Consider the following 18,891-nt stretch of genomic DNA (forward strand, 5'->3'; position numbering starts at 1 on the left):
TGCGCACTTGTTATATCCTGCTCAGGCGATATCCAACTGTTCCTCTGCAGGCAAAGCCATACAGCGCTGTTGCAGGGCCAGTTGAATGAAATCCCTGATACCCGGCAGCGTGCTGCGATTTTTCAGCCAGCAGACATGTTCCACCACCTCATCGGACAGTTCCCGGATCGGGCGTAGCTCAATCCTTGATTCAGGACGGATATCATTCTCAAAGGCAAAACCGATCCCTAGGCCAAATGACACGGCTTCACAAATTTCCTGGCGGTTATCCATCAGAATATGCGAGCAGGGTTCCAGATTCGCCTGACTGAAGCCTTCATCAATCACAAACTGGGTCAGAGAATGGGAGCGGGAAAAAATTAATGATTCGCGGTTTAGCTGCACCAGTGACACCTCAGATTCACGACACAGCGGATGCCCTGCCGGCAACACCGCCACCAGCCGGTGCGCATGAAAAGCCAGCCGCAAAGCGCCTTTAGGCTTGTCCAGCAAGGGGCAAAGCGCGATATCGGCTTCCCGGTTCATAACCATTTCCTGACATTTCAGGGATGAGTGGGATGCAATTTTGAGCCTGACCTGCGGGTAGTGCTGGCGGAAATCAGCAATCAGCGGCATAAACACCAGAGGCGATGCGACCGCCAGACGCAGGCTGATCTCTCCGCTGATATGCTGCGGGTTGGCGAGCAGTTCGATCGCCCCTTCCAGATCCTGAAACTGTGATGTAATGCGATACAGACGCCGCCCGAGTTCGGTTGGCACAATACCTTTGCTGAAACGTTCCAGCAGGGGGTACTCAAAACGATTTTCAAGCTTTCTGATCTGCGCCGTAATTGCGGGCTGGCTGACCCCGAGCTTTTCTGCTGCGCGGGAGAAGTTCCCACACACCACGGTTGCATTAAAGGCACGTATCTCTGCCAGGGAGTAGTCCATTCAAACTCCTTGTTTGGTATCAGCTACGCCGTTTCTGGCGCTTCAGGCATGAAACAAAAACCGGCATGAACAGGCCAGCATCTGACCCGTTGCTGAATCCGCCGGCGGGGGGCTAAAGCACACGGTTGCTTGTCAAACGATCTTCTTCCTTTGAAGCATTATTACCGGCAACGTCACACCCTAATGCAGGACTGTGACAAAGCAGTTAAATATCAGATTGATATCCGTTTTCAGTGACCTCAGAAGTGCGGATTCAACGCATCCGGTCATAGGATGGTAAGCGCCAGACGCTGCAGTTCTGGCATCGCCTTTTCAACTTATACTATCAACCAATTTAACCTTTCCCCTGCTACACGAATAAAGCGCCTTACCCCATACTGCTTCCATGGATATTCATGGCGGCAGCCACAGCTCACAACAGGGATTCAGAAACAGATATGCACTGCGTGCAAATGAACTATTCGCCAGGCAGATAGTCTAGTCATGCGAATACCCATACACTGCCGGCGGCCATTAAAGGGCTGTGTAGGCGCTTTTATTTTCAACTATGCTGTAACTCATAGTCTGTCTGTGGGCACCCCCCAGCCAGCTTTACAACGGAATCACGACCCTATGCTCAGAACCTGCTTGCTGTATCTTCTGCTCGCTCTGACAATCCCCGTCATGGCCGCAGTTGATGGTGGCGAAGACCCACAGTTTCAGTACTCCTCCGAAAAAATGGCTTCTTTCCTGTTCATGCAACATGCCATGGACCGTAAAGAACAGCTCATTGAAAGCCTCGGACGCTGGCCGGAACAGCAGCAGGCCATCTTTTCAAGCCTGAGTAAAAATCAGGGATGGGATGGCATCAGCGAACTGCTGATGGTGCTGGGATTTGCCCTGCTTGTCGGCTTTGCTGCTGAGAGCCTGATCGCCTACAAACTGCGCAGCCTGAGCCTGAAAATACGCGATCAGAAGTGTGAAAACTGGCATGAAAGCCTGGGCTTTCTGCTACTACGCAGTTTCTTCAGCCTGATTGCTCTGGGCGTATTTGCACTGGCCGCCTATGCGATTCCGCTGATTCTGTATCACCCCCAGGACAGTTTCCACAGCACCCTTGAAGAGCTGATCGGACTGATCATCAAGATTCGTGCACTGGCGATCATCGCACAGATGTTCTGGGCACCTAACGCGTCGGGCCTGCGCCTGATGCATATGGAGTGTCAGGATTCTCAGGGGTTTTATCGCTGGACGCTGGGCTTTATCAGCTTCTACCTGATCTCCACCGCAGCCTGGAAGCTGCTGTTCCAGCATGGTATCGATCCGATCATGTTCGCGCTTATTGTTCCGGTTAACGGGCTGATACTGAATCTGGTCGCGATCATATTTATCTACGCGCACCGCAAAACCATCACCCACCTGTTTACCAATGGCTATGAGTCCGCCTCTTTACTGTTGCAGTTTATCCGCCAGAGCTGGCCCACGCTTCTGACCATCTGGCTGATGCTGCTCTGGACCATCTGGGCCAGTAACGAGTTTCTCGGCTACTACACTCAGGCAGATCACCTGACACCGGCCTGGTGGCTGACCCTGAGTTTCCCGCTGCTTGACCGGATTCTGTATGTGCTGATGAGCCGCCTTAAGGGTGTAAGCTGGCTGCAGAGCCGCACCTATGAACAGCGCTGCGACCGCTTTATCTCCCGCAGCCTGCTGATCTTCCGGATCAGTATATTCGTGGCTGTGCTCTATCACCTCACCAACACAATCGGCTACGACACCCTGTCCATGCTGACCGACAACTTCGGCAATCTGTTTGATAAGTTCCGTGACGTCGTGGTGGTGCTGATTGTCGCCTACGCCATCTGGGAGATTATCCAGTCAGCTATTGAACGTCATCTGCCCGAAGAGCTGCCAGAAGAAGACGCCGCAATGGCAACGCTGGAGGGTGAAGGCGGCGGTGCCGGGGCGAGTCGTTCTGAAACACTGCTGCCGCTGGTGCGCTCATTTTTGCTGGTTTTCCTGCTGGTCACCGTCACCCTGACGGTGATGAGTATCTCCGGCGTACAGATCGGCCCTCTGCTGGCGGGTGCCGGGATTATCGGTATTGCCGTGGGTTTTGGGGCCCAGAAACTGGTTCAGGATGTGATCTCCGGGATCTTCTTCCTCCTCGATGATGCCTTCCGCCGCGGTGAATACATTGAGGCTGCGGGCCTTCGCGGCACCGTGGAAAGGATCTCTATCCGTTCGATCCGTCTGCGCCATCATCTGGGGGCGGTACAAACCATTCCGTTTGGCGAAATGGCGACTATTACCAATTTGTCACGCGACTGGATCACAATGAAGCTCGAGTTCCGCCTGGCCTACGACACCGATATCGAAAAAGTACGTAAGATCATTAAACGGGTCGGTCAGGAGATGCTCACACATGAAGAGTATGGCCAGCATTTCCTGCTGCCGCTTAAGTCTCAGGGCGTGATCCGCATCGAAGAATCAGCACTGATCTGCCGGATGAAATTCACCTGTGTTCCGGGAGAACAATGGGTGATCCGCCGCGAAGCTTACCGTCTGGTTAAAGAAGCACTAAGCGAGAACGGCATTCACTTTGCTCATCGTTCCGTCCACGTGCTGATGCCAGATCAGAATGGCACCACGGAGGAGAACAGCGATGATCAGACACCCCAGCGGCGCATGCTGCTTGGTGCTGCGGCACTCGAAGGAAGTGCAGAGCTGCGTCGGCATGACAAAATCGATGATGAAAAAGCTAATCCGATCGGGGCCGACAGTGACAGCGTTTAAACACTCCGCTGACGGAGCGATATCACTTTACTTTTATCGCCAGATAACCCTGCATAAAAGGGTTTATGCCGAAAAAGCCCACAATAACCAAGGATAAGGGACAGGTTCTTGAACAAACTGGATAACTGCCGCCTGCTGATCTACAGCCACGACTCCTTTGGGCTGGGCCACCTGCGCCGTTGCCGTACGCTGGCCCACGCGCTGGTAGACCGCTACAAAGGTCTTTCCGTTCTGATCCTGACCGGCTCGCCGATTATCGGTCGCTTTGATTTTAAAGCCCGGGTCGATTTTGTCCGGATTCCCGGCGTCATCAAACTGCATAATGGCGAATATACACCCCTTGGTCTGCATATCGATCTGGCTGACACCCTCGCCCTGCGCGAGTCGATTATCCTGCATACCGCGCAAACCTTCGCCCCCGATCTGTTTCTGGTAGACAAAGAGCCGACCGGACTCAAGGGAGAGGTTAAATCCACACTGGAGATGTTTGCCAACACCCCGACCCGCTGTGTGCTCGGGCTGCGTGATGTTATGGACGATCCTGAACTGCTTGAACGTGAATGGCAGCAGAAAGCGGTGTGGCCGGTGCTGGAGGAACTCTATGATGAGCTATGGGTTTACGGTCCTGAAAGTCTGGGCAGCCCGCTGCAGGGATTAAGCATGGAACATAAGGTGGCCGACAAACTGATGTACACCGGCTACCTGCCCCGGCAACTGCCCGAAGCGATTCAGCCTGAGGCCCTGCAACTGCCACAACAGCCCTATATTCTGGTGACATCCGGTGGCGGCGGTGACGGCGTCGAGATGGTCGACTGGGTGATCCGCACCTATGAACAGCAATCGCAACCGATGCCCGCCTTTATCGTACTGGGCCCTTTCATGCCGCTGGCGGACCGGACCCGGTTCCAGCAGCGCGCCGCTCAGTTGGCGCAGGTTGAGACCCTCGATTTCAGTGAAAATCTCGAACACCTGATGGCTAACGCCCATGCGGTGATAGCCATGGGTGGTTACAACACCTTCTGCGAAATTCTCTCCTTCGACCGGCCGGCCCTGATTCTGCCCCGCAGCCAGCCCCGCCGCGAACAACTGATCCGGGCACGCAAAGCCCAGCAACTCGGGCTGCTCAACTACCTGCCTCTGGAGAGCGAACGCACAGCAGAACAGATGCATCAAGCGATTCAGCAACTGGTTGAACAGGCCCCGCCGTCTGCGGCCGCTGGCTGCGGATTGCTCAGCGGGCTCGATTTTGTTACCGACCGGGTCGGTCGGCTGATCGGTACCGAGGCCAGCCAAAACTCTTTTTTATCACAGAGCCCATATCGTCTATGACACGTCCTGCAAAAATCCTTTTCTATGTACAGTATCTGCTCGGCATCGGCCATGTCCGTCGCGCAGCCCTTAATGTCCGTGCGATGTGTGACGCGGGTCTGCAGGTCGATGTGGTATTCGGCGGTGCACCGGTCGAACATATCAGCTTCGCCCCGGCCCGCATGCACTATCTTGATCCGGTTAAAACCTCAGATCTGGGGTTTACCGGTCTGGTCAAAGTTGATGGCAGCGAGCTGACTGAGGCCGATAAGGCCAGCCGAACCCGGGCCTTACTCTCAATCTGCGATGCGCTGCAACCGGACCTGATCGTTACCGAAACCTATCCCTTTGGCCGCCGCCAGATGCGCTTTGAGCTGAAACCCCTGCTGCGCTGGAGCGCTGAACAGACCCATAAGCCCGTGGTCATCAGCTCGATCAGGGATATCTTGCAGGCGCGCCGGGATGAACGGGAACTGGAAACCGTCGAGCTGGTACAGCGCTATTATGACCATATTCTGGTACACGGCGATCCTGAGTTTACCCCGTTGCAGGCCAGCTTTTCCCGTACAGAACAGATTGCCGATAAAATTGCCTACAGTGGATACGTGTGCCCACCGCCTCTGCCCGCTGTCAGCCGGGAAAAATTGATTGTCGTTTCTGCCGGAGGCGGCGCCACCGGCCGGGATATCCTGCAAACCGCCGCTCAGTTACAACACTCTGGTTTTGCCGCAGATCATGAGTGGCTGCTGATTACCGGACCGAACATGCCACCTGAGGACAAAGCCTTTATTCAGACCTTTCAGGGGCCACGGCTTGAGGTCGTTGAGCTGGCAGATGATTTCGTAGGCTGCCTTAACCGCGCTGCCGCTTCCGTCTCCATGGCCGGCTACAACACCGTCATGGACCTGCTGCAGACTTCGGTTCCGGCCGTTGTTGTGCCGTTTGAGGCGGTCAAGGAGACAGAACAACTGGCACGCAGCGAACTGCTGGAAGCTCAGGATCTGCTGAAAATCATCCGCGAAAACCAGCTCTCCCCCGAAACCCTGAAAAGGGCACTGGAACAGGTGATCGGTCAGTCTGGTCAGCGTCCGCAGATAGATATCGAAGGTGCTGCGACCACCGCCCGACTGGTCAAACAGTGGGCCGAGGCCGGTACGGCCTATCAGGAGAACCCCTGAATGGCTGACTGGAAGCAATTAGTAAAGGAACTCGAGCAATGGCAGCGTCCGCTCACGCTCTGGTGGCGGGATGATGATGTCAGTCGCGACACGCCGGCATTACGCCAGCTACTGCAGTTGGCCGATCAATATCAGGTGCCGGTTCATCTGGCGACCATTCCGCAACTGACAGAGGATAGCCTGATCACGCTGATCGATACCACCCGGGCCCCCTGCTACATCTTGCAGCATGGTATCTGCCATCAGAACAATGCCCGTGAAGGCCAGCGTAAAATCGAACTGGGTGGCCAGTTAACTGCCACTGCCGCGTTGAGCGCTCTGGCCGAGGGCCGGCACCAGTTGCAGCAACAGTTTGCCTGCCGCTATCTGGATATTCTGGTGCCGCCGTGGAACCGGATCGATCCAGAACTGCTCAGCTCACTCTCAGCGCTTGGATATCAGCGGCTTTCTGTTCTGGGCCCGCGCGCTCCTCAGGCAGAACCGGCAGAGCTGAATGTACACCTTGATATCATCGACTGGAAACAGCGCAGGTTTGCCGGCGAAGCCCGCTTGCTGCAGCAGATAATTGACAACCTGCAGGCCCGCCGCCGCGGAGAACTGGACCCGGATGAACCTTACGGGTTGATGACCCACCATCTGGATCATGATGCAGAGTGCTGGGCGTTTCTCAGCCGTTTATTTGCCTGTCTGAAACCATTTTCCCATCTTAACTGGGCTGGCGGCCCGGCATTGCTCGAAGCGAAATAAAGGTTACCTGTGAAAAAAATTACTCTGGTTCTGAAAGGCTACCCACGACTCTCCGAAACCTTTATCGCTCAGGAGATTCATGCGCTTGAGCAGCGCGGATTCGAGATCACACTGGTTTCACTGCGCCACCCGACCGATAAACGCACTCATCCGATCCATGATCAGATCCGGGCTGATGTCATCTATCTGCCGGAGTACCTGCATCACGAACCCGGACGCGTACTCAAAGCCGCATGGGCCTGCCTGCGCCGTTATCCGGTTGGTTCCGCAATCAAAGCATTGTGGCGGGATTTTAAGCGGGATCACAGCCGCAACCGGGTGCGTCGCTTCGGTCAGGCACTGGTACTGGCAGCGGAGATGCCACCCGGTACCGAACAGCTTTATGCCCACTTTCTGCATACACCGGCTTCAGTCACCCGCTACGCAGCGCTGCTGACCGGCATCCGCTGGAGCTGTTCTGCCCACGCCAAAGATATCTGGACCAGCCCGAGCTGGGAGTTAAAAGAGAAACTGCAGGAGCTGGACTGGCTCTCGACCTGCACCCGGGCTAACTTTGATTACCTGCGGAGTCTGGCTGACCGGCCGGAGAAAGTTCAACTGGTCTATCACGGGCTCGATTTTAAACGCTTTGCCGCACCGCAAGCATCCGGGCAGACACAGGCTTCGACACCGGTCAGGATTATCAGCGTCGGCCGCGCCGTCGAGAAAAAAGGCTACGATGACCTGCTGACAGCCCTGTCGCAACTGCCTGCGGAGCTCGACTGGCAGTTCACTCATATCGGTGGCGGTGGCCTGCTGAAATCCCTTCAGGCACAGGCCCGTTCGCTCAATATCGAAGACCGGATTCAGTGGCTGGGCGCCCTGCCACAAAAAGAGGTGCTGGCAGCTTACCGCAACAGCGACCTGTTCGTGCTCGCCAGTAAAATCGTCGCCGACGGCGATCGGGATGGCCTGCCCAATGTACTGATGGAAGCCCAGAGCCAGAAACTTTGCTGCCTGGCGACCGATATATCCGGTATCCCCGAACTGATTAACCATGGCGAAAACGGCTGGCTGGTGCCGCAGGCGGATCCCGCTGCCCTGACCTCCGCGCTGGAAACGCTTATCCGTGACTCCCAACTGCGTCAGGCACTGGGCCAGAAAGGTCAGGAGCTGTTACAGCAGCGGTTTGATGTGGAACTGGGCATTGATCAGCTCAGCGAACTGTTCCTCCGATCGTCTGCGCCATGAATATTGCCTTTTACGCGCCGCTGAAGTCGCCCCATCACCCAAACCCGTCGGGTGACCGCCAGATCGCCCGGCTCCTGATCCGGGCGCTGCAACATGCGGGGCATAGGGTTTCACTGGTCAGCGAGCTGCGCACGCTGGAAAAACAGGGCGACCTGTCTGCCCAGCAGCGCTTATGCCGGATCGGCAAATATCTGGCTGACCGGCTGCTGCGGCGCTGGCAACATACTCAACAGACGCCAGACCTCTGGTTTACCTATCACCTCTATTACAAAGCACCGGATCTGATCGGCCCGCATATCTGCCGCGCACTGAACATTCCTTACCTGATTGCAGAAGCCTCCTGGTCTGAAAAACGCGCAACGGGCGAATGGGCCTGTTTCCACCAGCAGGTAGAAGCAGCCTTAGCCCGGGCCGATGGTATCTATACGCTGAATCCGGTCGATCGGCTGGAACTGTCGCGCTTTTATCAACGCACCCGGCCCGAGATGCTGCAACGGATGTATGACCTTCCGGCATTTATTGATCCGCCGGCGGTCACGTCTCTGAGCCGACAGGCGATTGCCGCGCGGTTCCAGCTTGATCCGGCACTGCCGTGGCTGATCACCGTCGCCATGATGCGGCCCGGCGACAAGATGGAATCCTATACCCTGCTGAGCCGGGTTCTGCAGCAGAGCCATGCCCGGTTTAACCTGCTGGTGGTGGGTGATGGAGTTTGCGGCGCTGAAGTGCGCAGCCTGCTGGGCAGTGATCCACGGGTGCGATTTGCCGGCAAACTCGACAACCCCGAACTGTTTCGTATGTTCAACGAGTTTTCTGTGAACCTCTGGCCCGCCGTTAATGAAGCGATCGGACTTAACTTTGTCGAAGCCCAGTCGCAAGGCGTGGCGATCATAGCCGGCCGGGAGCGTGGTGTGCACTCGGTTGTAGCCGATGGCCAGAGCGGCATTCTGACGCCACCCGGTGATACAGCAGCCATGGCCCTCGCGCTTGATCAGTTGCTGGCCGACCCGCAACGCTTGCAACGCTATCGCCGCCATGCTGCTGACTATATTCAGCAGCAGCACAGCTTAAACAGTACCACCGCACGGTTGAACGAAACGCTCGGTCAATTCGGGAGCCATCGTTAATGCAGCAGTTTTACTTTTTGCGCCACGGCATGACCGAGTGGAACCAGAAGAAGAGGATTCAGGGCCGCACCGATATTCCTCTTTGCCCGGAAGGCGTCGCACAAATGCAAGCCCGCGCCGCCGGGATGGACCCGGCCTATCGTCTTCTTGACTGGTACAGCAGCCCGCTTGCGCGTGCCCGCCAGACCGCGGCCCTGCTACAACTGGACGCTGCGACCGACCCGGCCCTGATTGAGATGAACTGGGGCGACTGGGAGGGACACACTCTGGCTGAACTGCGCCATGCCCGGCCTGATGCGATGGCCCTTGAAGAGGCCAGAGGCCTGCAGATGACCCCGCCACAGGGAGAATCGCCGGCCCGGGTACTGGATCGTATCAGCCACTGGGCCGCACAGATCAGTCACCCTGCCGGCATTGGCTGCATCAGCCATAAAGGGGTGATCCGGGCTGTTTACGCAGCAGCGGCTGACTGGGATATGCAACACAAAGCTCCGCACAAACTGGATTACAACTGCCTGCAGCAATTTGGCTATGCCAACGGTCGCTGGTACCTGCAGGCCCTGAATTTGCCATTAGATAAGATGCAATGAAACCAAGGTTTTCGACAGGTTATCTATACTGTGAGTAATCAGGCGAAAGCCGTCCAACGGGTGAGAGAACCGGACCAGACTTATGTACGCCACCGAAGCACTGACACGTTCTGAAACTTCAGACACTGCCGCACAATCAGTGCTGGAGGTCAGAAATCTGGCCGTCAGTTTTGCCGTTCATGGTACCGAAGTGGCTGCGGTGCGCGATGTCAGCTTTAAAATACCCCGCGGCAAAACGGTGGCTCTGGTGGGCGAATCCGGATCCGGTAAATCCGTTACCGCCCAGGCGATTCTTGGTATTTTGCCAACCAGCGCCCGGATCAGTGACGGAGAGATTCTGTTCCATGATCAGCACCGGCAAGTGGATATCGCTCAACTCGCACCGGCCAGCAGCGCCATGCGCAATCTGCGCGGGGACCAGATCAGCATTATTTTTCAGGAGCCGATGGTTTCCCTCTCCCCGGTTCACAAGCTGCTCGATCAGATAGGCGAAGCCCTGCGTCTGCACCGAAAAGTCAGCGCCGCCGAGACCCGGCAGGCTGTGCTCAGCATGCTGGAAAAAACCGGGTTTCCTGATCCCGAAAAAGCCCTCAATCAGTATCCGTTTGAACTGTCCGGTGGCCTGCGCCAGCGAGCCATGATCGCCATGGCTCTGATCTGTCAGCCTGCCCTGCTGATCGCGGATGAACCGACTACCGCACTGGATGTGACCGTACAGGCACAGATTCTCCAGTTGATTAAATCTCTGCAGGCGGAATTCTCCATGTCTGTGCTACTGATCACTCATGATCTGGGCGTAGTCGCCAATATGGCCGATGATGTGGTGGTGATGTTTCATGGCGAAGTGGTCGAAAGGGGGCCGATCCGTACCCTGTTTCGTGACCCTCAGCATCCTTATCTGAAAGCGCTGTTCGCCGCTATTCCCAGCTTTGATATGGCAGATGGCGCGCGCCTGACATCACTACGCCCGGTGACTCTCGATAGCCACTACGTTCAGGCCCACCGGCATCGCTGGAGCGAGGCAGAAAAACAGGCCGCTCCGCATCTGAGTATTCAGGGTCTGGGTAAGGACTATCACAGCCGCCATGGTAGCTGGCAGGGCAAGAGCAAAGTTATTCACGCGGTGCGGGATTTCAGTCTGGATATTCCGCCCGGCGAAAGTTTTGGTCTGGTGGGTGAAAGCGGTTGCGGTAAAACCACACTCTGCAAAATGCTGATGCGTGCGGTTACCCCTAGTCGCGGCAAGATTCTGTACAACGATCGCGGCCAGCAGATCGACCTGCTACAGATGGAGGAGCAGCCCTTACGCCAGTTCCGCCAGAAGATGCAGTTTGTATTTCAGGACCCTTTCAGCTCCCTGAGCCCGCGCATGACCGTGCTGGATATTCTCTGTGAGCCTTTTGTGATCCACGGGATCGGCAACGCTGACTTCCGGCGTCAGCGCGCCAAAGAGCTGATGAATCTGGTGGGGCTCGATAACCGCTTTCTTAACCGTTACCCGCACAGTTTCTCCGGTGGCCAGCGCCAGCGAATCAGTATTGCCCGTGCGCTGGCACTGGAACCCGATCTGCTGATTCTGGATGAACCGGTTTCAGCGCTGGATGTCTCCGTTCAGGCACAGATTCTGAATCTGCTGAAAGATCTGCAGCAGAATCTGGGGCTGACCTACCTGTTTATCTCGCACAATCTGGCGGTGGTTGATTATATTGCCGACCGGATCGGGGTGATGTGTCAGGGCCAGTTGGTCGAAGTAGCGCCGCGTCACACACTGTTCCGCCAGCCGCTGCACCCTTACACCCATGCCCTGCTCGCTGCGATCCCCTATGCCGAACTCGAGCGGCCGCTGGATTACAGCCAACTGGACCGCAAGCATATGGACCCGACCGCATGGCCCGGCCCTTATCAACTGATTAACGACGATCCCGGACTGATGCGCGAAGTCAGCCCCGGTCACCTGATACGGGAGGCCAGCCGGTGAAAGCGTTTTCTCTTTTACAGGGTCTGGGATTAAGTCTGATCCTGCTCACGACAGAGGCTGTAGCTGGCGTGGCTACAGAGATCCCTTACCTGCAGCCGCAGGTTGATGCACGGCAACTGCCACCGATGCAGCAGAGGCTGCCGGAGGTACCGGCAATGCCTTCGTTTGCAGACCGCGAGACAGGCCAGTACGGCGGGCGCCTGCGGATGCTGATGTCAAAAGCCAAAGATATACGTCAGATGGTAGTCTTCGGCTATGCCCGGCTGGTCGGCTACGATGCCCATCTGCAACTGCGGGCAGATATACTGCAGGGAATTGAGGTTGAAGATAACCGGGTCTTTACCCTGCAGTTAAGACCGGGAATGCGCTGGTCCGACGGCCACCCCTTTACCGCCGAAGATTTTCGTTTTTACTGGGAAGATATCGCCAGCAACGCAACCTTATCTCCGTTCGGCCCGCCTAAAGCGATGCTCGCGCAGGGCGAAGCCCCCCGCTTTGAGGTGCTTGACCGCTATAGGGTACGCTTTAGCTGGCCCCATCCGAACCCCTATTTCCTGCCCGCGCTGGCCGGGCCACGGCCTCTGTTCATCTATATGCCGGCGCACTATATGAAACAGTTCCACGCCGATTTTCAGGACAAGGCAGAGCTCGATCGCCTGATCGAACAGGCCCATAAACGCAACTGGCGCGGGCTGTTTGTTGAGATGGGCCGGCAGTACAAACTAACCAATCCCGATCTGCCAAGCCTGCAACCCTGGGTGAACACCACCCGACCTCCCGCCGAACGCTTCCTGTTCAGGCGCAACCCCTATTTTCACCGGGTCGACCCGCAAGGCCAGCAACTCCCCTATATCGATGAGGTGGAGATCAACCTTGCTTCCACCGGGCTGATACCGGCCAAAGCCGGGTCTGGCGAAGTCGACCTTCAGGCACGCTACCTGCGGATGGATAACTACACCTTCCTCAAAGAGGGTGAGCAGAACGGTCACTACCGGGTTTTCCTCTGGGAAACCGGGCGCGGTGCACAGATTGCCCTCTACCCTAACCTGAATGCGAAAGACCCCAGATGGCGCGAACTGATGCAGGATGTGCGCTTCAGGCGGGCACTCTCACTGGCGGTCAACCGGCATGAGATCAATCAGGTGGTCTATTTCGGTCTGGCACGCAAAATGGCCAATACCGTCTTACCCGAGTGCCCGCTGTATAAAGAATCATTCGCCACCGCCTGGAGCGACTTTGACCTGCAGGCCGCTAATCAGTTACTGGATGAGATGGGCCTGACGAAACGGGACAATCGCGGTATTCGCCTCTTGCCTGACGGCTCGCCTCTGGAACTGATGGTTCAGACCGCAGGCGAAAGCACCGAAGAAACCGATGTACTCTCACTGGTGGAGGACAGTTGGCGGCAGGCCGGCATCAAACTTTATGTCAAACCGACCCAGCGCGAAGTGCTGCGTAACCGGGTATTTTCTGGCGATGCCGTCATGTCTGCCTGGTATGGGCTTCCCAACGGGCTGCCGATTGCCAATATGAGCCCGGAACAGCTTGCGCCAACCCATCAGGATCAGTACCAGTGGCCGCAATGGGGCCGCTATTATGAAACCGGTGAGGGCGAAAGCCCCACTCTGATGGCGGTGAAAGAGCTGGTCAACCTGAATAATGCCTGGGGCCGGACCGACAGCTTCGCCTATCAGACTGAGATCTGGCAACGCATGCTGCAGATCCATGCCGATCAGGTGTTCTCGATCGGGCTGGTCAGCGGCGTACTGCAACCCATCGTGGTACATAAATCGCTGCGCAATGTGCCGGAAAAAGCCTTTTATAACTGGGACCCCGGTGCCTACTTCGGGGTGCACAATATGCCGGCATTTTACTTCAGTCAGGAGGCAGATCATGCCAGTCGTTAAGCCGCATAACGCTGAGGTACGAAGATGCTGAGCTATCTGGGCAAACGCATTGCACTGATGATTCCGACCCTGATCGTGATCAGCATACTGGTGTTTATCATTATCCAGTTACCGCCCGGTGATTATCTGGAAAGCTACATTGCAGAGCTCGAAAGTCAGGGCGAGAGCGTCGATCCGCAGAAGATCGCCTTCCTGCGCGAAGAGTATGGCCTCGACAAACCTTTATGGGAGCAATATATCACCTGGGCCGGAGGCTTTTTGCAGGGCGATCTGGGCTACTCCTTCGAATACAACCTGCCGGTCGCCGAAGTGATCGGTGACAAAATGTGGCTGACGATTCTGGTTTCCTTCTTTACCATTCTCGTCACCTGGCTGATCGCCTTTCCGATTGGTATCTATTCCGCTACTCACCCCTACAGTTGGAGCGACTACAGCCTCACCCTGCTGGGTTTTCTCGGTCTGGCGACACCGAACTTCCTGCTGGCACTGGTTCTGCTCTACCTGGCAAACCGTTACTTCGGCACCTCGATCGGTGGCCTGATGGACCCGGAGTTTCTCGACCAGCCCTGGAGCTGGGCAAAACTGGTATCGGTACTGGAGCACTTGTGGATACCGGTGCTGGTGATCGGCACCTCAGGCACCGCCGGGATGATCCGCCGGCTGCGCGCCAATCTGATGGATGAGTTGCGTAAACCTTATGTTGTTACCGGGCGTGCCAAAGGGCTGGGTGAAACCCGCTTACTGGTCAAATACCCGCTTCGGATCTCGCTGAATTTCTTTATCGCCGATATCGGCAGTCTGTTACCCAGTATTATCTCCGGCGCTGAAGTGGTTGCGGTGGTGCTTTCACTGCCGACTACCGGGCCGATCCTGCTGGCAGCGCTGCAGAGTCAGGATATGTATCTGGCCGGCTCATTCCTGATGTTTCTCGCCATTCTGACGGTCATAGGCGTGCTGGTATCAGATATTGCACTGGCACTGCTGGATCCGCGTATCCGCTTACAGGGAGGCGCTCAACGATGAACGAGCACTGGGTCAGCGATAAACCCTTCGATCCTCACACCACGGCCCAGCTCTCCGCAGAGCAGGAAAAGTTTTACATGGCCTCCCAGTGGCAACTGATCTGGTGGAAGTTCAAACGCCATCGTATCGCTATGCTCTCGGCCCTGTTTCTTGTACTGATCTACAGCGTGGCGCTGTTTGCTGAGTTCTTCGCCCCCTATGGCCTGCATAACCGGCATACCCATACCATCTACTCGCCGCCGCAGGCGGTACACTGGTTTGATCAGGGTGAGTTTCAGGGGCCGTTTGTTTACGGCTGGAATTACCAGTTGAACATGGACAAACTGATCCGCGAATACAGCGAGGATCGCAGTGTGCGTTATCCGCTACAGTTTTTCTGCCGTGGTGACAGCTACCAGCTCTGGGGGCTGATCGAATCTGACCGTCATCTGTTCTGTGTTGAACAGCCGGGCTCTGTATACCTGCTCGGTACCGACCGGCTCGGCCACGATATGCTTTCAAGGATCATCTACGGTGCCCGCATTTCGCTGACCATCGGCCTGCTGGGCATTATGCTGAGCTTTATTCTGGGGCTGACCTTTGGCGGGCTGGCAGGTTTTTATGGCGGCCTGATCGACAGCTCGGTACAACGGGTTACCGAGATCATCCGCTCCTTCCCGGAGCTGCCATTGTGGATGGCGCTCTCCGCCCTGCTCCCCCTGAACTGGAGCCCCCTGTGGATCTTCTTTGGTATCACACTGATCCTTGCCATGCTCGACTGGACCGGACTGGCGCGCACCGTGCGCGCCAAGATCCTTGCCCTGCGTGAGGAGGATTACACCACTGCAGCCCTGCTGATGGGCGCGAAACCCTCGCGGGTAATCTCCCGGCATATGTTTCCCAGCCTGTTCAGTCACCTGATCGCTTCTGCATCGCTCTCTGTTCCGGCAATGATTCTCGGTGAAACCGCGCTCTCTTTTCTCGGGCTCGGTCTGCGTCCCCCCATTACCAGTTGGGGAGTGCTGCTCAATGAGGCGCAAAATATCAATAACGTGGCGATTTATCCCTGGCTGATGCTGCCGGTCGTGCCGGTTATTCTGGTGATACTGGCGTTTAATTTTATGGGTGACGGGCTTCGCGATGCCGCTGACCCTTATCACCACTAAACCAGCAGCGCCGAAGAAGGCCCAAATGATGTTTATATCAGGAAGCGCTGCTGCAACACTGTAACATTAATGTCATAGTATTCACTTTTAATGGAACCCGCCCAACGGGCTCCCCCATACGTTGTTAAGGTCTGCCAGACAGACTCCAGGTTTCGATGCGAATACGCTATTCAGTACTTTTCCTCCTGCTTTGCTGCTGCTTTTTGACCCCGGTGCCCGTTCAGGCTGCCCGTGATAAGCTGCTGATCATCGGTGAGGAGTTCCCCCCGTTTGAGTTTGTGCAGGACGGTCAGGTCGTGGGGATCGATATCGATATCTGCAACGCCATTTTCCAACGGCTCGGTTATGACGTGGAATACCGTATTATGCCCTGGAAACGCGCCTGGTATCATGTTCAGGAAGGCATGGCGGATGTCGTCCTGACCACCAGTCGCAAAACCACCCGGGAGCCCTACGTGTGGTATCCGCAAGAGGATATGTGGCAGGATGATTTTGTCTTTTTCTTTCAGAAGGGGCGCTTTGATCCGGCCCGGATGAATCTCGAATTTGCGCGTGAGCAGGGGCTTAAAATTGGCACTATCACCGGTAACTCGTACCATCCCCGCTTCTGGCGAGCCTATCCTTTTGCCGATGGCAGCCAGGAATTTCCCGGCGATCTGGCGATTGCCCGACCTCATGCGGATCTGGTACCGGTTTCCAGCCTGAAACAGAACCTGCTTAAAGTTGCCCACGGTCGGGTTGACCTGACCATTGCCAGTTTCACCTATGGCCGTTACACCACGAATCTGCTACAACTGAATGATCAGGTTGAAGCCGGCAAGGTATCTTTATATTCAAAGCGTTATCCGGTTGCATTCGTGAAGAATTCTGCCAATCCTGATATACAATCTATTTACAGGGCTTTTGACAGGGAGTTGAAGGTATTTAAAGGCACAGAGGAGTACCGTGCTATTTTTGCCAAATGGTTGTCACAATAGATGCGTTCTATCAGCTTTAAACTGATCATCTCTTCACTGTTTGTCGCCATACTGACTACCACGGTCTATACCTCAATCAGCCTGCAGCGCACGATCGCGCAGGTGAATACCGAATTCGAACAAAGTATTGCCCAGTTTCAGGCATCTCATCTGCCATCGCTTGAGGAAGCGGTCTGGAACTTTAACGACGCGCAGGTTCAACGGATCATCAATGGCGTCACCACCTCCAAGTACATTAAACGTATTGAAGTGGAGGCGATCCCCTACTTCGAGCTCAGCGCCGGCGCTATGCCCTCCGTGAGCCGCGCCATTGCTTTTCCCCTGCAGCGGGAAAAACGTCGCATCGCCACCATCCATCTGTATCTGGATCGCAGCATACGCGAAGAGCTGATCAAACAGGAGATTCTCTCTGCGGTCTACTTCCTGCTGATCTTCTTCGCGCTGCAGACCCTGGCGATCTTTACCGCGGTGCGCTGGAGCGTGCTTCGTGATCTGAAACAGATTACCAGCGGCATCGAGAACATCTCACCTGATCGCCTGGAAAGCGGGTTGCAGGAAGGCGCCTCGCAGACCTACGAGATTGAACTGATCAAAGAAAAGATCAATCAGTTAATCGAACGTATTAAAGGTGAGCAGACCCGCGCACTTGAATATCAGGCACAACTGGAAGCCGAATCCAATTATGATGGCCTGACCCGTCTGCCCAACCGCAAAAACTGCCAGCAATTTCTGCAACAGCGCATCGCCTCTGCCGTGGCAGAAGAATCGGTTTATGTGATCTATCTCGACTTTATCAACTTCAAGTCGATCAACGGGCTATATGGCAGTACCGTGGGTGATCAGTTCCTGATCGAATCAAAGCGGCGACTGTCTTCGTGTCTGGCCGATAATTTTTATATCTCCCGCTACGGTAGCGACCGTTTTATCGTGATCAACAAACGCCCTGTGCAACAACAGGAGATTGAGCAGGTGGTCTGCCTGGTCAAAGAGGAGCTTGAAACCAAGTTCAGGCTGCCCCGCTCCCGGGTCAGTTTCTCACTGAAACTGGCTATTGGCGTGGTTCATTACCCTGAAGATTTCACCACATCCGAGCAAATGCTGCTGGCCAGCGAGCGCATGGGTAAAGCCTCCCGGAAAGCTGCCCGCCCGGTTTACTACGAGCAGTCACTGGATATGGAGATCAATGAGCGGGACCAGATCCGCCACTCCCTGATCAATGCCCTGCCGCGCCGTGAATTCAGCCTCAACTACCAGCCCATTGTTGATCTGAGAAGCGGCATCATTCAGGGCTATGAAGCGCTGATCCGCTGGCACAGCCCGGAACTGGGGTTTGTCCCGCCTGACCGTTTTATCGAGATTGCGGAAGACGAAGCGATGATTATCCCCATCGAGGAGTGGGTGATCGAGACCGCTTGCGCCGATATGGCCCGGCTTTGTACGCTGAATGATTGCGAGATCCGACTCGCCATCAACGTCTGCTATCAGCACTTTATCTCAGATGACTTTGTCGCGACCCTGCAAAGCGCCATTCGTAATAGTGGCCTGAGCCCGGATCAGATCGAGATAGAGCTGACCGAGCGAGTACTGGCCGAAGATGCCGTGCAGGTAGAACAGCGCATCCAGCGGTTGCAGCGGATGGGCATCAAGGTTTCGATTGACGACTTCGGCACCGGGTTTTCCGCCCTCAACTACATTAAAGACTTCTCCTTTGACACCCTGAAGATCGACCGCTCGTTCGTTCAGTCTATGCTCTCAAACGAACGCAATCTGGCGCTGGTTAAGAACATTATCCGTCTGGCTCACGATCTGGATATCGAGGTGATTGCCGAGGGTATCGAGCTGGATCAGCAATACCACAGCCTCAGCGGAATGAACTGTAACTTTGGTCAGGGCTACCTGATGAGCCGGCCACTGCCATTCAGGGAGCTCAATCCGAAACAGCAGTTTGCCAATAACACCGCATCTGAATAACCTGT

The 18,891-nt window shown here is 55.7% G+C and carries 14 protein-coding genes; 13 read left to right on the forward strand and 1 reads right to left on the reverse strand.

The annotated features are described in order from the left end of the window. Window positions 1–21 precede the first annotated feature (21 nt). Window positions 22–930: a LysR family transcriptional regulator gene (locus tag QUD59_RS00285; protein WP_286238804.1), complete on the reverse strand. Its 909-nt coding sequence runs from the start codon at window positions 928–930 to the stop codon at window positions 22–24. A gap of 612 nt (window positions 931–1,542) precedes the next feature. Between QUD59_RS00285 and QUD59_RS00290 the strand changes: the two genes are divergently transcribed. The 13 genes from QUD59_RS00290 (at window position 1,543) to QUD59_RS00350 (ending at window position 18,886) form a co-directional block, all read left to right on the forward strand. Continuing rightward, a complete protein-coding gene (locus tag QUD59_RS00290; RefSeq protein ID WP_286238805.1) occupies window positions 1,543–3,705 on the forward strand; it encodes a mechanosensitive ion channel family protein in 2,163 nt (720 codons plus the stop codon). Window positions 3,706–3,813: 108 nt separating this feature from the next. Further along, on the forward strand, window positions 3,814–5,034 hold the full coding sequence (locus QUD59_RS00295; RefSeq protein ID WP_286238806.1) for a glycosyltransferase family protein: 1,221 nt from the start codon (window positions 3,814–3,816) through the stop codon (window positions 5,032–5,034). Further along, window positions 5,031–6,191 carry a glycosyltransferase family protein gene (locus QUD59_RS00300; RefSeq protein WP_286238807.1) on the forward strand — a complete coding sequence of 387 codons (1,161 nt, stop codon included), beginning with the start codon at window positions 5,031–5,033 and terminating at the stop codon, window positions 6,189–6,191. Before QUD59_RS00295 ends, QUD59_RS00300 begins: the two co-directional genes overlap by 4 nt. Then, on the forward strand, window positions 6,192–6,938 hold the full coding sequence (locus tag QUD59_RS00305) for a polysaccharide deacetylase family protein (RefSeq protein ID WP_286238808.1): 747 nt from the start codon (window positions 6,192–6,194) through the stop codon (window positions 6,936–6,938). A 9-nt stretch (window positions 6,939–6,947) separates the two neighbouring features. Beyond that, window positions 6,948–8,168, forward strand: a complete 1,221-nt coding sequence (locus QUD59_RS00310; protein WP_286238809.1) for a glycosyltransferase family 4 protein — start codon at window positions 6,948–6,950, stop codon at window positions 8,166–8,168. After that, window positions 8,165–9,295, forward strand: coding sequence for a glycosyltransferase family 4 protein (locus QUD59_RS00315; RefSeq protein ID WP_286238810.1), 1,131 nt, complete (start codon window positions 8,165–8,167; stop codon window positions 9,293–9,295). The genes QUD59_RS00310 and QUD59_RS00315 overlap by 4 nt, the downstream gene beginning before the upstream one ends. Further along, window positions 9,295–9,885 carry a histidine phosphatase family protein gene (locus QUD59_RS00320; RefSeq protein WP_286238811.1) on the forward strand — a complete coding sequence of 197 codons (591 nt, stop codon included), beginning with the start codon at window positions 9,295–9,297 and terminating at the stop codon, window positions 9,883–9,885. The genes QUD59_RS00315 and QUD59_RS00320 overlap by 1 nt, the downstream gene beginning before the upstream one ends. An 82-nt stretch (window positions 9,886–9,967) precedes the next feature. Further along, entirely contained in the window at window positions 9,968–11,863 is a 1,896-nt protein-coding gene (locus QUD59_RS00325; RefSeq protein WP_286238812.1) for an ABC transporter ATP-binding protein, read from the forward strand. Then, window positions 11,860–13,770 carry an ABC transporter substrate-binding protein gene (locus tag QUD59_RS00330; protein WP_286238813.1) on the forward strand — a complete coding sequence of 637 codons (1,911 nt, stop codon included), beginning with the start codon at window positions 11,860–11,862 and terminating at the stop codon, window positions 13,768–13,770. The genes QUD59_RS00325 and QUD59_RS00330 overlap by 4 nt, the downstream gene beginning before the upstream one ends. Before the next feature lie 24 nt (window positions 13,771–13,794). Next, window positions 13,795–14,793, forward strand: coding sequence for an ABC transporter permease (locus tag QUD59_RS00335; RefSeq protein ID WP_286238814.1), 999 nt, complete (start codon window positions 13,795–13,797; stop codon window positions 14,791–14,793). Beyond that, on the forward strand, window positions 14,790–15,938 hold the full coding sequence (locus tag QUD59_RS00340) for an ABC transporter permease (protein WP_286238815.1): 1,149 nt from the start codon (window positions 14,790–14,792) through the stop codon (window positions 15,936–15,938). The genes QUD59_RS00335 and QUD59_RS00340 overlap by 4 nt, the downstream gene beginning before the upstream one ends. Before the next feature lie 155 nt (window positions 15,939–16,093). Further along, a complete protein-coding gene (locus QUD59_RS00345; protein WP_286238816.1) occupies window positions 16,094–16,915 on the forward strand; it encodes a substrate-binding periplasmic protein in 822 nt (273 codons plus the stop codon). Beyond that, a complete protein-coding gene (locus tag QUD59_RS00350) occupies window positions 16,916–18,886 on the forward strand; it encodes a putative bifunctional diguanylate cyclase/phosphodiesterase (protein WP_286238817.1) in 1,971 nt (656 codons plus the stop codon). Window positions 18,887–18,891 lie beyond the last annotated feature (5 nt).

The organism is Neptuniibacter halophilus (assembly GCF_030295765.1).
In the GTDB taxonomy this organism is placed as follows: domain Bacteria; phylum Pseudomonadota; class Gammaproteobacteria; order Pseudomonadales; family Balneatricaceae; genus Neptuniibacter; species Neptuniibacter halophilus.